Below are 14,190 nucleotides of genomic sequence, written 5' to 3'. Positions count from 1 at the left end.
CATGTTTGAGCGCAAGAACGCCCGCGACGTCTACCCGCCCACCGGTCCTGAGCTGACGGCAAAGAGCTGGCAGACAGAAGCCCCCTTGCGGATGCTGATGAATAACCTGCACCCGGACGTGGCTGAAAACCCGCATGAGCTGGTGGTCTATGGCGGGATCGGGCGTGCGGCACGGTCCTGGTCTGACTTTGACGCGATGGTCGCGACGTTGAAGGATCTGGAAGCGGATGAGACGATGATCGTGCAATCGGGCCGCCCCGTTGCGGTGATCAAAACCCACAGCGACGCGCCACGTGTCCTGATTGCCAACTCCAATCTGGTACCGCATTGGGCGACGTGGGATCACTTCAACGAACTGGATAAGAAAGGTCTGGCGATGTACGGCCAGATGACCGCCGGGTCGTGGATTTACATCGGCTCGCAAGGCATCGTGCAGGGCACCTATGAGACTTTTGTGGAGGCGGGGCGTCAGCATTACGATGGCGACCTGACGGGCAAGTGGATCCTGACCGGCGGCTTGGGTGGCATGGGCGGCGCGCAGCCTTTGGCGGCAGTGATGGCCGGGGCCTGCTGTCTGGCGGTGGAGTGTAATCCGGAGTCGATAGACTTCCGTATGCGCACCAACTACGTCGACGCCCGCGCCGATACGCTTGATGAAGCGCTGGAGATGATCAACCGCTGGACCGCAGCGGGGGAGGCGAAATCCGTGGGGCTTCTGGGCAATGCGGCGGACATCTTTCCCGAATTGGTCAAACGAGGTGTGCGGCCTGATATCGTCACCGACCAGACCTCAGCCCATGATCCGACCAACGGGTATCTGCCACAGGGCTGGGGGCTTGCCGAATGGCGGGCCAAGCGCGAAAGCGATCCCAAGGCCGTGGAGGCTGCCGCGCGCGCGTCGATGAAGATACACGTCAGGGCGATGTGTGATTTCGACGCGGCGGGCGTGCCGACGCTTGATTACGGCAACAACATCCGGCAGGTGGCCCTTGAGGAAGGGTTGATGAACGCCTTCGACTTTCCCGGCTTTGTGCCTGCCTACATCCGTCCGCTCTTTTGTCGCGGCATCGGCCCGTTCCGCTGGGCAGCTTTGTCCGGTGATCCCGAAGACATCTACAAGACCGACGCCAAGGTGAAGGAACTGGTGGATGATCCGCATCTTCACAACTGGCTCGACATGGCGCGGGAACGGATCAGTTTTCAGGGGCTGCCTGCGCGGATTTGCTGGGTGGGTCTTGGCGTACGCCACAAACTGGGGCTGGCCTTCAACGAGATGGTAAAGAATGGGGAGCTTTCTGCGCCGGTCGTCATCGGGCGCGATCACCTCGACAGTGGGTCGGTAGCCTCGCCCAACCGGGAGACGGAAGCGATGAAAGATGGCTCTGACGCCGTATCCGACTGGCCGCTGCTGAATGCGCTGATCAACACGGCCTCTGGTGCGACTTGGGTATCGCTGCACCATGGCGGCGGCGTCGGTATGGGGTTCAGCCAGCATGCGGGCATGGTGATCTGCGCGGATGGCACGGATGAAGCAGCGGCGCGGTTGGAGCGTGTGTTGTGGAACGATCCCGCGTCCGGTGTCTGGCGGCATGCGGATGCGGGATACGAGGACGCTGTGGCATGTGCGCGCGAACAGGGGCTTCGGCTGCCAACCATTCTGGGCAATTGATCGGGGCCGCGCTACACCGAGCAGGTGAATTTTAGGACGAAGGGGCACGACATGTTCTTACGCAATTGCTGGTATGTCGCCGGGTGGAGCAAGGACTACGTCCAGAAGCTCAAACCGCAGATGCTGCTGGGGGAGGAGATCGTGTTCTATCGGCAATCCGATGGCACGCCCGTGGCGCTGGAGGATGCCTGCCCGCACCGCAAACTGCCCCTGTCGATGGGGGCGATTGAGAATGATCATGTGGTCTGTGGCTACCACGGTTTGACGTTTGACTGCACCGGCACCTGCATTGACAGCCCCACGCAACGGGGCATGACCCCGCGCCGTGCGGTTGTGCGGTCCTATCCGGTGGTGGACCGCTATCGCTTGCTGTGGATCTGGATGGGCGATCCGGAACTGGCCAACCCCGACGATATTTTCGAGATTGAGAATTTCGACAATCCTGAGTGGGGCTATACCGATGGTGGCATGCTCCCCATTGCGTGCAATTATCTGTGGGTGGTCGACAATCTGCTGGACCCCAGCCATGTGGCATGGGTGCATGTGACGTCTTTCGCGGGTGCGGGCACGGACGACCAGCCGCTGGATATGGAGAAGACCGACCGGGGGGTGATCGTCTCCCGCTGGATTTATGATCAGCCTGCATCGCCCTATTACAAGGATCTTGTGCGGTTTGACGGCCACTGCGACCGCAAGCAGCATTATGAGATGTGCGTGCCTGCCATTGCCTTGAACAAATCTATCTACACGCCTGTCGGCACCGGCGGGCCGGACAAGCCGGAGGTGGCGGAGACCTATGTGAACATCTCCTACAACTTCATGACGCCAGTGGATGAGAAAAACACGCAATACATCTGGTTCCAGCACCGCAACACGGACCCCAAGGATGCCGCGATTTCCGAGAAGATGAACGCAGGCGCGGTCATGGCCTTCAACGAAGACAAGGAGATTTTGGAAGCCGTGCAGCGCGGCATGGACAAGATGGCCACGCCCAACATTGATCTTGGTCTGGACCTTGGGGCCAAGACGTTCAGACGCAAGTTGCAGAAGCTGATCGACGCGGAGCAGGCGGGCTAGCGCGCCGCCTGCCGCAAGATCTCCAAGCGTTTGAACAGCGCATCTGCGGTCTTCCATGTGACCTGCGCCTTTTCATTCTCGCTCAGATCAGCGGGGACAACGGCGTGGGTGTAGGGATCATCCTTGAAGATCGGATAATCTGACCCCAGCATTATCCGGTCTGCCCCCAGCAGTTTCACCGCTCCCTCCAATGCGCGTGGGCCAAGTGATGCGCAATCGTACCAAAGTCGGCGCAAACGATCCGTCGGGAAGGGCGCGTCGGGGTTGCGGTGGCGGGCGATGCTTTCGATCCGCTCAAAGATGAAGGGCAGGGTGCCGCCAAGGTTCACGATCTGGAAGCTGATGTTGGGGTAGGCCTCCAGCATGTCGGAGAGGACCACCGTGAGGGCGACCTGTGAGGCGCTTGATTGCAGGTCAACGGCGGACAGGCGGTATTGCACGTGATCCGCCGGAAGGGGCGGTGGTTCCTGACCGACCTTCAGGCCGGGGTGCAGCATGATGTGACACCCGTAGGTGTTGGCGGCCTCCAGCAGAGGCGCGAGGGGTGCGGCCTCCTCAAGGGAGTTGAAGTAGTTTGAGGGTAGGATGATCCCCGGCAAGCCCAGATCGCGCCGGATCCGCCGGACTTCGCCGCAAGCCAGATCCAGATCATCTAGGGGCACACCCGCAAGCCCGATCAGCGCGCCATCCGTTTCTGCCGTGAGCTGGGCAAGATGGTCGTTGTAGGCCGATATCGCAGGGGCGATTTCATCAGCGGGCAACAGGTCCACGCCCAAAGCACCGGGGAAGGTCAGCAAGCGGTGGGTCAGGCCTGCCGCCCGCATCTCGGCCAGTCCAACCCGGTGGTCGTGGTAATGATCGGTAAAGGGAAACTCCCCGTTCATGGCAACCATCACTGTCACCCCGTCATCACGTGTACGCAGGTATGGGCGCGTCTTGCGTGCGCGCAACGTATCGACCAATCCGCCTCCGTAATAATGGGAGTGCATGTCGATGCGGCTGTTCTTGTCGATCATCGGTGGCTCCGATCCGTGTTCAAACGAAAAAGGCGGCGTCCCCTCGAACGCCGCCTTCTGTCTCAGCCCGTGTCAAAGGACCCCCTCAGAGGCCCCATTTGACCGCTGTCGCTTCAAAGAACCCTTGGGCTTTCTTCAACTCAATCCAGCTGTTGACGTAGTTGATCCAGACCTGATCGGTCTGTGGCAGCAGCATCGCAATCGGTGTGGGGGCGCGGGCTTCGCCCACTTCGATCTGGCGCACGTTGGGGAACTTCTCCAACAGGGTCGCACCTTCGATGTTGGAGGTGATGAACACATCCGCACGGCCTGACAGCACTTCCTGGAAACCACGCGCAGGGGCTTCAACGACGACAATCTCCGCATCCGGGAACCACGCTTTCACGTTCTTTTCAAAGGTCGTGCCCAGCGTTGTGGCAACCTTCACGTCGCCGCTGTTGATCGAGTCCCATCCGTCGAAACGGTCGGCTTTGTCGGCGGTGGTGAAGGGGTAAATCTCAACAAAGATGTAGCTGTCGGAATATCCTGCCGCCTTCAGCCGGGCAGGGCTGATGGAGGCGGAACCGGTCATGTGATAGTTGCCCGCCACAACGCCGTTGACCAGCGTTTTCCAGTCGGTCGGCACCATCTCAAGCTCAACCCCCAGATCGGCGGCCAGCTGGGTCATGACGTCGATGTCATACCCCACATAGGAGTTCGTCGCAGGGTCGCGCACGGACATGGGGTTCCAGTCGCCCGTCGTGCCGACTTTCAGCACACCACCGCTGAGGATTTCATTCAGTGCGGATTGCGCAACGGCGGGCAACGTGCCCAGCGACATCGCAAAAGCGGCAGCAAGGCCCAAGGTCTTCATCAGTTTCATGTATCATCCCCATTGGTGATCGTTGTTGTTATGTCTACACAAATATTTTTTTGTATAGTTCTATATTAAAAGCAAGTAGCAATGGACTTAACCAAACTTCGAAGGATGGGTCCATGGCCGAAACCAGTCCAGCGATTGAGATCAGCGCGCTGAACAAGTGGTATGACGACTACCATGCGCTCAAGGACATCGACTTACAAGTTGCCCACGGTGAACGTATCGTGATCTGCGGGCCGTCGGGGTCAGGCAAATCCACTTTGATCCGCTGCGTGAATTCGCTTGAGCAGCATAATTCCGGCAAGATCGTCGTGGACGGGATCGAGATGCGCGATGAGGCCTCCATCAATGAGATCCGGTCCGAAGTTGGCATGGTGTTCCAGCAGTTCAACCTGTTTCCGCACCTGACGATCCTGCAAAACCTCACCCTTGGCCCGATGAAAGCGCGGGGGATGTCCAAGGCAGACGCCGAGGCGCGGGCGATGAAATACCTCGAACGGGTGCGTATCCCCGATCAGGCCCACAAAAAGCCTGCCGGATTGTCGGGGGGACAGCAGCAGCGCGTGGCGATTGCACGGTCGCTGTGCATGGAGCCGAAGATCATGCTCTTCGATGAGCCGACCTCAGCGCTTGATCCGGAAATGATCTCCGAAGTGCTGGATGTGATCGTGGATCTGGCGGAAAGCGGCATGACGATGATTGTCGTCACCCATGAGATGGGATTTGCGCGCAAGGCGGCGGACAGGATGATCTTTATGGACCATGGAGAGCTCATCGAACGCGGCACGCCGGAGCAGTTCTTTGAAGCGCCCAAGACGGAACGGTGCAAACAGTTCCTCAGCCAGATTTTGCAGCATTGAGGGGCAGGATGATGAGAGTATTTGCGCTGCTTGCCACCTTCCTATCGCTTGTTGGTTGTTCCGCTGACTCCGGCACTTGGGGGTGGTATGTCATCGACCCGCGCACGACAGGCGGTATGAACAACATCAAATTTTTGCTGAACGGTTTCGGGGCCACGATCCTGCTGTCGGTCATTGCTGCTGTGATGTCGATGGTGATCGGCCTGATGGTGGCCCTGCCGGGGATGTCGACGAACCGCTGGATCAGGTTGCCCTCGCGCATCTACATCGAGTTTGTCCGCGCCATTCCGCTGCTGCCGATGCTCTTTTGGGTGTTTTACGGCTTGCCCGTGGTGCTGAAATCCATGGGGATCAATGTCAGCATTGACGCCTTTTGGGGGGCGATCATCACGCTTGCGATCTCCGACAGCGCCTTCACGGCGGAGATTTACCGCTCCGGCATTCAGTCCATCAACAAGGGCCAGACCGAAGCGGCCAAGACCGTGGGGCTGAACTACCGCCAGACCATGCGTTACGTGATCCTGCCGCAGGCGATCAAACGGATCCTGCCGCCCTTGGCGAACCAGTTCATCTATATTGTGAAGATGTCGGCTTTTGCCTCTGTCATCGGCATGCAGGAACTCACACGTCGCGCCAATGAACTGGTGGTGACGGAATACCGCCCGCTGGAAATCTACACGCTGCTGATCTTTGAATATCTGGTTCTGGTCCTGATCATCAGCTTCTTTGTGCGCTGGCTGGAGCGGAAGATGGGATCGGATGAGAGCCGCTGATCAGGCGGTGAAGGCGCGGTAATCCGCTGCGATTTCCTGTGCTGCCGTTTCGATCAATTGGCGGCCCTGTTCGGGCCGTGCAAGGGCGGAATGCGATCCAACGCGACCATCAGGAAAGTCCCGGCGATGCGCATCCGGGGGGCCGTGTTTGTCCCCGGCGTGGGCTTTGATGAAATCAGACGTCAGCTTGCGGGGCGGGGGCAGATCGGGATCTTCGATGATCCGGTGCGTGTGCTGGGTGACCGCGACCTCCGACGGGGTTGCGTGCATGCCTTCCCAATCGCCGTACCAGGCCTGTCGCAGGGTGTTTACACCATCAAAGTCCCACCAACTGCGGATGCGCACCTCGGCCTCAACACCTTCCGCCGCTTCGCGCAACGGTTCAAGGTTGGCGCCATGGCCGTTCAGGACGTAGATCTTCCTGAACCCGTGGTGCGCAAGGCTGCCCATCACCTGTCGCGCGACCTGTCTGAAAAGCGTTGCATCCAGCGACACCGTGCCGGGGAAGCTCATGTTGAAGGGTGCTGGCGCATAGGCCAGCTCAGGAGCGACAATCGCTTCACAATGGTCCGCCGCGGCCCAGGCCATCTCCCGCGCGCAGATCGCATCCGTGCCGATCAGGCCAAGCGGTCCGTGCTGCTCCATGGAGCCGGTGGGCAGGATGACACCTGCGCTGCGACGAAGGTAGGCTTCGACTTCGATCCATGTCATCGTTTCAAGTCTCATATCGCCTGCTAACGCGCGCACTTATCAAAAGGAAAGAAAAATCATGGGCTGGACCACATTCCTCAATGACACCATGGGCCGCATCGGCACATTGCAGAAAGAAGCGCCGGAACTGTTTAAGGGGTTCAACGCGATGGGACAGGCGGCCAAGAAGTCCGGTGCGCTGGATGAAAAGACCAAAGAGCTGATCGCACTCGGCATTGCTGTCTCAACCCGCTGTGACAGCTGCATCGGGTTTCACGTCAAATCGCTGGTGCGGCTGAAGACCACCCGCGAAGAACTCTGCGAGGCACTGGAGATGATCGCCTACATGGGCGGCGGGCCGTCGATTGCCTACGGGGCCAAGGCGCTGGAAGCCTATGATGAGTTCACGGGTACGTCTTGAACGTCACCGGTCGAAACACTGGCGGATCAGGCTGTCGTAGACGGCCTTTGCACCTGCTGTGTTCAGGTGATCCACATCTCGAAAGAGCCTGTCCGGTACGACCTGCGCGCGCGCGTCGATGAAACGTGCGCCCGATTGGGCGGCGGTTTGCCGGAAGAATGAGATCGCCGTGGCGTGCCCTGCTGCCGTGTCTGCGCTGCTGGCGGTGAGGTAGTCTTGTGTCACCGGAAAGCTGATCATGCACAGATCCGCGCCGCGCTCTGTCAGAAAGGTAATCATGTCGAGATAGCGATCCTGCGCCGCCGCGACGGCATCCGGATGGGCCAGTGCATGGTTTTGCAGCCGCATGCGTGCCTCAAATGTCTGCATGCGGTCGGGCAGGGCGGCAAAGTCCCCTTCGGACAACAGCGCACCGTTTGCCGTCTGCTGCACCTTGGAGTGAAGCGTGCCGACGCCTTCGACGAAGGCCTGCCAATAGGCGTTCAGCTGCGGACGGTGCCGGTCAGCGGTCATGTGCAAAAGCGGCGCATGTGCGGGGCTGTTGGATCTGGCAGGGGCGAAGACGCGGTAGGCTGCGAAGAGATGCGGATCGGCTTGTATGATGACCCGACCGGGCGCGTGATGTGCGAAGTGAAGGCGCACTTTTGCGAACATGTCTTCGATATTCTCTGACGGATAGGCAAGGTTCACGAAACTGCCTTGTGCTGCAAAACCCCGCGCCACATGGCTGTCACCAAAGGCGGCATCCGCGTGGTCGGAAGTTCGCAGTAACTCAAGGTGTCCCGCGCGGGTGTCTTGCGGCAGTACCTGTGTCCGCACCAGAAGTTCCGTTGCCGCGATGAGCAATAGCAGCGTCAGCACAAAACCCCGTGCCAGCACGGTCAACCCACCGGGGGCCGCGGCCGCAGTCGTATGCTCAGAACTGGAAATAGATGAAGGCATAGCTTCCACTTGCATAGGTTTTGAACACGGCCACGGCCCCCAACGCACCCACTGCGCCATAAAGGGCCTGATGGCTGATGGCAGCGGGACGCCAGTCCTTGAAACGGGACACGATCTGGACCGCGTTTGGGGTGAACCACGCCAGACATGCACCGCTGAGCGCAAAGACCGCGACCCATGCGACATCGGCGAAAATCGCCAGCTCAAATGCCGTGTTGCTGCCCACGCCCACCATGGCGGAGAGGATTGCAAATGCCTGCGGGAAATCCTCGGCCCGGAAGAAGACCCATGCAATGACAACGCACGTGAAGGTCAGCACCAGACTGAACGCAGGCGGCAAGCGGTAGGGGCTGAACCGCCGCCAGATGTGGTTCACCGTCAGATAGAACCCATGCAGCGCGCCCCAGACGATGAACTGCCAGCCCGCGCCGTGCCACAATCCCCCCAGCAGCATGACGATCCAGAGGTTCGCGTAACGGCGCACAGGGCCTTTGCGGTTGCCGCCCAAAGGCAGGTAGATGTAGTCGCGCAGGAAAATCGACAGGGTGATGTTCCAGCGCCGCCAGAAATCGATGATGTCGTAGGATTTGTAAGGAGAACGGAAGTTCTCCGGCAGGCGCAGCCCAAAGATCAGGCCCAGTCCCAGCGCCATATCCGCATAGCCGGAAAAATCAAAATAGATCTGGAAGGTGTAGCTGAGCATGCCCAGCCACGCCTCTGCCATCGTCGGTTCAATCCCCAGCGATTGTGCGTAAAACAGCGTATCGGCTCCCATACGCAGGTTGTCTGCCAGCAGCACTTTCTTGCCCAGACCGATACAGAACAGCAACGCGCCCATGGTCACGTCGCGGGTCAGAAAGCGGGCAAAGTTGGATTGCCCCAGCTGCGGGATCAACTCCCGATGATGGACGATGGGGCCTGCGATCAGTTGCGGAAAGAAGGTGACGAAGAAGACATATTCGACCAGCTTGCCGGGTTCGGCTTTGCGCTGATGGATGTCCACCAGATAGGCGATCTGCTGGAAGGTGAAGAAGGAGATGCCAAGGGGCAGAAGGATCGTGCCCACGCCGATATGGCTGCCAAGGATGGTGCTTACCATCTCTGCCAGAAAGCCCGCGTATTTGAACCATGCCAGCAAGCCAAGGTTCAGCGCCACACCGATCCCGGTGAGCCACTTGTCAGGGCGCGCATGGATGCGACGCGCCAGCAGGAAGTTCACGCCAATCGTCGCCATCAGCAGGACGATATAGGGCGGATAATGCCAGCCGTAGAACACCAGCGACGCGGCAGAGAGAAAGATCAACGCGGCCTGCCGGCCAAGGCTCCGGTACGCAACAAACGTGCCCAGAACCGTGGCCGGCAGAAAGCCGAAGAGAAAGGGGAGGGACGCGAAAAGCACGGTGCGCCTACATCACTCGGCCGGGAATTGTTTGCGGCGGAACGGCCGGGTCAGGATGCGCCAGATGTTCACAACCGGCGTGACGTAGAGACCAAACAGGGATCGGTATTCTGGCATTTCCTCTTCGTCGATGCCGAACTTCACCCGCTCTTCGAACTTGGGCAGGTAGAGCGTTCCGAACAGGCTGTCCCAGAAGGAAAAGATATGGCCGAAGTTCTTGTCGTAGTGCTCAGGTGAGACGCTGTGGTGCACCTGATGCTGTGCGGGGGAGATGAAGATCTTGTTCCAGAAGTTGCCGTAGGAAATCCAGATGTGGCTGTGGCGCAGGTTGTACCCCGCCGCCCGCCACAGCCAGATGCCAAAGAGCGTGCCGAAGAAATTAATGGGCATCAGGTTGAGGCCAAAGACCACCGTCCAGATGCCCGTGCCCAGACCCAGAAACAGGGCCACAATCACCGCACCAAAGATCGCTTCCAGCGGATGGCGGCGCATGGCGGTTGCAGGCGTCATCACCTCGGCGGAGTGGTGGACCTTGTGCAACTCCCACAACACCGGCACCTTGTGCTTGAGGTAGTGCGCGTAGCTGGCGCTGAAGTCCCAGATCAGCATCAGGTAGATCGAATAGATGATGCGCTGGGTGAGGGAAGGGCTTGCCTCGGTTGCTTCATGGCCAAGAGCGGATGCTGTACCGACAACAAATTCTGACACGATTGCGGGGCTGAAGAAGGCGGAAATCGTGATGAAGAACAGCACGATCTGGTTGATGATGAACACCCAGTAGTCGAGCTTTGCAGAGCCATGCAGAAACACCCGTTTCGGAAACAGCAACGCCACAAGGCGGCGCGGTTCCAGATTGCGCCACCCCGTTTTGCGTGAGAGGCGCGTGGCGACAACGATCCCTGCAATGATCAGTGCGATCAGCATGGAGATGGGACCGAAGAAATGTCCGGGATTGAGAAAAAGTGCGCCAGTCTGTTCCCAGACCATGATGAAGAATGATTTTAGGTTTTCCATCGCAAACGAAGCCCTGTAGGATTTTTATAGGCCCAGCGCTACGGGCCGAATTGGGCCGCATTGTGGCGTGCGCGTGGACATTCAGCGGAGATCGTGAAGATTTTTGCGGAATTGATGATAATCGCCCGGACGGTCCCTTTGATCTTCATGGAACGTAAGCGGGCAGGGTGCGCAAGGCGGGGAGTCTCGCCCGCAAGGAAACGGAAAGTATTTCCGTTTTGCCTGATTTACGGTATCTGGCTGCTGGACACTTTTTGCAGGAAAGGCCGATGTGACCCGCCTGAGCTTTGGACCATTGCGCACCCGGCCCACCCCGCAACAGGCGCGGGCGGTGGCACGGGTGCATGTGATCCTGCACGCCACGGCTGACCTGCTCGGCACCCGCGCGCCGCAAGACATCAGCACAACGGCGATTGCCGCGCATGCGGGGATTCCGGTCAGTTCGATCTACCGGTACTTTCCGACCGTGGAAGATCTGCTGCGGGAACTCTACCTCCAGACCGCGGGGGAGTTGCGCGCCAAGCTGTTTGCGATCTTTGACGATGCGCGGACGCACCCCCGCTGGCAGGACCGCTTGCGCAAAGCGCTTGAGACGCAGCGCAGCTACCTTGCCGAACATCCCTACTACCGGCCGCTCTTGATGGCGTTCATGGTCAGTCGCGGCCCCCTGGCGGTGGAGGATGAGGAGCACGATGAGTTGGTCACGTTCCTGCACAGGCGCTGGGCGCGGGGGGAGGATGGGTTTCATGGCGGCGATGCCCGCGTGGTGGCCAATACCACCATCCAGATTGCGCTGGCGATGGAAGACCTGATTGCGGCACAGAAGGACCGCGATGCCTCACGGCCCTACTCGGCAGAACTGTCCCGTTTGCTGGAAGGGTATCTTTCCAGCTACCTCAGCAATGAAGGTCAGGCGACCGTATCGGACCGCCCCGCCTGACGGCCCGAAAAGATGCAGCCGCCCAGAAACGTGCCCTCCAGCGCGTTGTAGCCGTGATAGCCGCCACCCCCGAAACCTGCCACTTCTCCGGCAGCGAAGAGGCCCGGAATTGGTTCGCCCGCCGCATTCAGCATCTGGCTGTTCAGGTCCGTTTCCAACCCACCCAGCGTCTTGCGGGTGATGATGTTCAACTTCACCCCCACCAGCGGACCATTTGCCGGGTCGAGGATCTTGTGCAGCTTTGCCGTGCGCTGGAACTTGTCCCCGCGATAGTTGCGCGCGGCGTGGATTGCCATGATCTGTGCGTCCTTGGTGAAGGGGTTGTCGGTCTGCGCGTCCCGCGCCTTGATCTCCGCTTCGATCTTGTCCAGCGGCAGCAGGTCATTGCCTTCCATGGCGTTCATCTTGCCCACCAGCTCTTCCAGCGTTTTGGCGACAACGAAGTTTTCCCCATGTTCCTTGAACGCCTCGACCGCCGGGGTGGCTTGCTTGTTCAGGATGCGCTGCTTGAGGACCTCTTTCCAGCTTTTCTGCTCGAAATCCGGGTTCTGTTCGGAACCGGACAGGGCGAATTCCTTTTTGAGGATTTTCTGCGTGGTGATGAACCATGAGTAATCATAGCCGGTGTCGAGGATCATCTTGAGCGTGCCCAGACTGTCAAAGCCGGGCAAGGCGGGGGGCGCAAAGCGGTTGCCGGTGGCGTCGAACCACATCGACGAAGGCCCCGGCAGGATGCGGATACCGTGGTTGGGCCAGATGGGATCCCAGTTCTTGACCCCTTCGGTATAATGCCACATCCGGTCGTTGTTGATCAGGTTGCCGCCCGCCTTCTGGCTGATGCCGACCATGCGGCCATCCACATGGGCGGGGACACCTGCGATCATCTCTTTGGGGGCGGGGCCAAGACGGTCGGTGGGCCAGGACTGCCGTACCAGATCGAAATTGCCGCCGATCCCGCCGGAAGTGACCATGACCGACGGCGCGCGCAGTTCAAAATCACCGATCACATCGCGGTTGGTGGATTGCCCGCGCAAGGCGTTGTCCGGGGCGAGGATCTCACCCACCACGCCCTTGGCCGCGCCGTTCTCCATGATGATGTTGGAGCACCGGTGCCGGAACTTCAGCGTGATCCGCCCGGCCTTCTCATGTGCGCGCACCCGGCGCTCAAACGGTTCCTGCGTGCCGGGGCCGACGCCCCATGTCAGATGGAAACGCGGCACGGAGTTGCCATGACCCGACCCAAAGCCGCCCCCACGTTCTGCCCAGCCGACAATCGGGAACCAGCGCATGCCCATGTTGTAAAGCCAGTTGCGCATCGGGCCTGCGGCAAAGTCGATATAGGCTTCGGCCCATTTGCGCGGCCAGTTGTCTTCGGGCCGGTCAAACTGCGCGGACCCCATCCAGTCCTGCAAAGCCAGCGCGCGGCTGTCCTTGATCCCCATGCGGCGCTGTTCGGGCGTGTTGATCAACAACAACCCGCCCAATGACCAGAAGGCCTGCCCGCCCAGAAAGGCTTCGGGTTCCTGATCGATGATCGTGACCGACTTGCCCCGGTCGGCCAGTTCCGCAGCGGCCACAAGGCCTGACAGCCCCCCGCCGACGATGATGACGTCTGATGTCTGATCCATGAGGAAGGCTCCTTAATCCATGCGCCGGAAGATGAAGAGGGCGGGAATGATCGTAAGGTACATCGCAAGGCCGTAGACCGCAGATGGCAAGCCGTAGGGGCTGAAACCATCCGTGCTGCCCACAACGATGCTGGCAATCGCAATGCCGAGGGTGCCGTTCTGCACCCCGGTCTCGATCGAGATCGTCTTGGCCTCGTTGCGGGTGCGGCCCAAGAGGCGGGGCACGGTGTATCCGACGGCGGTCAGCACCACCAGCATGGCCAGCACAGCAGGCCCGATGCTGGGCAGGTTTTCGACAAACAATCCCCAGTTGCCCGCCAGTGCCGCCAGAACGATGGCTGCAAAAAGGATCACTGCGATGCGGCTGATGGCAGGCTCCGCACGCGACATGGCTGTAGGGAACAGGCGGCGCAAACCCAGGCCCAGCATGATGGGCACGACAGTGAGCGCGAACATGGTCACGGCAGTTGCGGTGATGTCGACTTCAGGCGCATTGGCCCCCATGAACGTCGCAACGGCGAAGCTCATGATCAGCGGCACGGTGATCATGCTGGTCAGGCTGATGACAGCGGTCAAGGACACCGAAAGTGCAACGTCCCCCTTTGCAAGCCTTGAGATGATGTTGCTGGTCACACCACCGGGGCAGGCGGCAAGGATCATGAACCCAACAGCAATTTCCGCCTGCAGGCCGAAAGCCAGAATGATCAGATAGACAACAAGGGGGAGCAGGATCACCTGATTCAACGCACCCACGGCAAAGGCCAGAGGCCGCTGGCCCACCCGCAGAAAGTCCCCCAGCGTCAGGCCAACCCCAAGTGAAAACATGATAAATGCCAGCCCAAGCGGCAGCACGACTGAAATCAGAGTATCCATATGCCCCTCCCAAAGCGCTGTTTTTGGCA

14 protein-coding genes are annotated in these 14,190 nt (G+C 59.8%); 6 read left to right on the top strand and 8 right to left on the bottom strand.

The window, feature by feature from the left end; genetic code table 11:
• The first annotated feature begins 1 nt into the window (after position 1).
• Both hutU and Q1A91_RS01585 read left to right on the top strand, forming a co-directional pair.
• Positions 2–1,669: a urocanate hydratase gene (gene hutU, locus Q1A91_RS01590; RefSeq protein WP_299871864.1), complete on the top strand. Its 1,668-nt coding sequence runs from the start codon at positions 2–4 to the stop codon at positions 1,667–1,669.
• Positions 1,670–1,720: 51 nt separating this feature from the next.
• On the top strand, positions 1,721–2,746 hold the full coding sequence (locus tag Q1A91_RS01585; RefSeq protein ID WP_299871862.1) for an aromatic ring-hydroxylating dioxygenase subunit alpha: 1,026 nt from the start codon (positions 1,721–1,723) through the stop codon (positions 2,744–2,746).
• Here Q1A91_RS01585 and Q1A91_RS01580 read toward each other — a convergent pair.
• Both Q1A91_RS01580 and Q1A91_RS01575 read right to left on the bottom strand, forming a co-directional pair.
• Entirely contained in the window at positions 2,743–3,762 is a 1,020-nt protein-coding gene (locus tag Q1A91_RS01580; protein WP_299871859.1) for an amidohydrolase family protein, read from the bottom strand. The two genes, Q1A91_RS01585 and Q1A91_RS01580, sit on opposite strands and share 4 nt — an antisense overlap.
• 85 nt (positions 3,763–3,847) lie before the next feature.
• Complete coding sequence (locus tag Q1A91_RS01575) at positions 3,848–4,615, bottom strand: transporter substrate-binding domain-containing protein (protein WP_299873655.1); 768 nt, start codon at positions 4,613–4,615, stop codon at positions 3,848–3,850.
• A gap of 122 nt (positions 4,616–4,737) precedes the next feature.
• Here Q1A91_RS01575 and Q1A91_RS01570 point away from each other — a divergent pair, with 122 nt between their 5' ends.
• A complete protein-coding gene (locus Q1A91_RS01570; RefSeq protein ID WP_299871856.1) occupies positions 4,738–5,481 on the top strand; it encodes an amino acid ABC transporter ATP-binding protein in 744 nt (247 codons plus the stop codon).
• 11 nt (positions 5,482–5,492) lie between these two features.
• A complete protein-coding gene (locus tag Q1A91_RS01565) occupies positions 5,493–6,254 on the top strand; it encodes an amino acid ABC transporter permease (protein WP_299871853.1) in 762 nt (253 codons plus the stop codon).
• Here Q1A91_RS01565 and Q1A91_RS01560 read toward each other — a convergent pair whose 3' ends face one another.
• Positions 6,255–6,980 (bottom strand): creatininase family protein, encoded by a 726-nt coding sequence (locus Q1A91_RS01560; RefSeq protein ID WP_299871851.1) that lies wholly within the window; start codon positions 6,978–6,980, stop codon positions 6,255–6,257. It abuts the gene before it with no gap.
• A 43-nt stretch (positions 6,981–7,023) separates the two neighbouring features.
• On the opposite strand from Q1A91_RS01560, the gene Q1A91_RS01555 reads away from it, so the two are divergent.
• A complete protein-coding gene (locus Q1A91_RS01555; RefSeq protein WP_299871849.1) occupies positions 7,024–7,365 on the top strand; it encodes a carboxymuconolactone decarboxylase family protein in 342 nt (113 codons plus the stop codon).
• A gap of 3 nt (positions 7,366–7,368) precedes the next feature.
• Here the strand turns inward: Q1A91_RS01555 and Q1A91_RS01550 are convergent, their stop codons facing one another.
• Genes Q1A91_RS01550 through Q1A91_RS01540 form a run of 3 tightly spaced genes read right to left on the bottom strand, consistent with a single transcriptional unit; the run spans position 7,369 to position 10,630 of the window.
• Entirely contained in the window at positions 7,369–8,307 is a 939-nt protein-coding gene (locus Q1A91_RS01550) for a hypothetical protein (RefSeq protein WP_299871848.1), read from the bottom strand.
• Positions 8,282–9,706: an MBOAT family protein gene (locus Q1A91_RS01545; RefSeq protein ID WP_299871845.1), complete on the bottom strand. Its 1,425-nt coding sequence runs from the start codon at positions 9,704–9,706 to the stop codon at positions 8,282–8,284. The genes Q1A91_RS01550 and Q1A91_RS01545 overlap by 26 nt, the downstream gene beginning before the upstream one ends.
• 12 nt (positions 9,707–9,718) lie before the next feature.
• On the bottom strand, positions 9,719–10,630 hold the full coding sequence (locus Q1A91_RS01540) for a sterol desaturase family protein (RefSeq protein ID WP_299871842.1): 912 nt from the start codon (positions 10,628–10,630) through the stop codon (positions 9,719–9,721).
• 361 nt (positions 10,631–10,991) lie between these two features.
• On the opposite strand from Q1A91_RS01540, the gene Q1A91_RS01535 reads away from it, so the two are divergent.
• Positions 10,992–11,660 carry a TetR/AcrR family transcriptional regulator gene (locus Q1A91_RS01535; RefSeq protein WP_299871839.1) on the top strand — a complete coding sequence of 223 codons (669 nt, stop codon included), beginning with the start codon at positions 10,992–10,994 and terminating at the stop codon, positions 11,658–11,660.
• Here the strand turns inward: Q1A91_RS01535 and Q1A91_RS01530 are convergent.
• Both Q1A91_RS01530 and Q1A91_RS01525 read right to left on the bottom strand, forming a co-directional pair.
• Positions 11,630–13,288, bottom strand: a complete 1,659-nt coding sequence (locus tag Q1A91_RS01530; protein ID WP_299871837.1) for an FAD-binding dehydrogenase — start codon at positions 13,286–13,288, stop codon at positions 11,630–11,632. The two genes, Q1A91_RS01535 and Q1A91_RS01530, sit on opposite strands and share 31 nt — an antisense overlap.
• A gap of 12 nt (positions 13,289–13,300) precedes the next feature.
• The gene (locus Q1A91_RS01525; protein WP_299871835.1) at positions 13,301–14,161 is read right to left on the bottom strand and encodes a bile acid:sodium symporter family protein; all 861 of its coding nucleotides are present in this window, start codon (positions 14,159–14,161) and stop codon (positions 13,301–13,303) included.
• Positions 14,162–14,190: the final 29 nt, after the last annotated feature.

It is taken from the genome of uncultured Sulfitobacter sp., from assembly GCF_947500075.1.
GTDB lineage: Bacteria > Pseudomonadota > Alphaproteobacteria > Rhodobacterales > Rhodobacteraceae > Sulfitobacter.
Note: the sequence above shows the minus strand (reverse complement) of the source record. Positions and strands in the feature narration are given on the sequence as shown.

Excerpts from the sequence above, each read along its gene's own strand:
- Q1A91_RS01570 (WP_299871856.1), top strand. The coding sequence starts at position 4,738 with ATGGCCGAAACCAGTCCAGCGATTGAGATCAGCGCGCTGAACAAGTGG.
- Q1A91_RS01560 (WP_299871851.1), bottom strand. The coding sequence starts at position 6,980 with ATGAGACTTGAAACGATGACATGGATCGAAGTCGAAGCCTACCTTCGT.
- Q1A91_RS01540 (WP_299871842.1), bottom strand. The coding sequence starts at position 10,630 with ATGCTGATCGCACTGATCATTGCAGGGATCGTTGTCGCCACGCGCCTC.
- Q1A91_RS01550 (WP_299871848.1), bottom strand. The coding sequence starts at position 8,307 with ATGCCTTCATCTATTTCCAGTTCTGAGCATACGACTGCGGCCGCGGCC.
- Q1A91_RS01565 (WP_299871853.1), top strand. The coding sequence starts at position 5,493 with ATGAGAGTATTTGCGCTGCTTGCCACCTTCCTATCGCTTGTTGGTTGT.
- Q1A91_RS01580 (WP_299871859.1), bottom strand. The coding sequence starts at position 3,762 with ATGATCGACAAGAACAGCCGCATCGACATGCACTCCCATTATTACGGA.
- Q1A91_RS01525 (WP_299871835.1), bottom strand. The coding sequence starts at position 14,161 with ATGGATACTCTGATTTCAGTCGTGCTGCCGCTTGGGCTGGCATTTATC.
- Q1A91_RS01585 (WP_299871862.1), top strand. The coding sequence starts at position 1,721 with ATGTTCTTACGCAATTGCTGGTATGTCGCCGGGTGGAGCAAGGACTAC.
- hutU (WP_299871864.1), top strand. The coding sequence starts at position 2 with ATGTTTGAGCGCAAGAACGCCCGCGACGTCTACCCGCCCACCGGTCCT.
- Q1A91_RS01575 (WP_299873655.1), bottom strand. The coding sequence starts at position 4,615 with ATGAAGACCTTGGGCCTTGCTGCCGCTTTTGCGATGTCGCTGGGCACG.
- Q1A91_RS01530 (WP_299871837.1), bottom strand. The coding sequence starts at position 13,288 with ATGGATCAGACATCAGACGTCATCATCGTCGGCGGGGGGCTGTCAGGC.
- Q1A91_RS01555 (WP_299871849.1), top strand. The coding sequence starts at position 7,024 with ATGGGCTGGACCACATTCCTCAATGACACCATGGGCCGCATCGGCACA.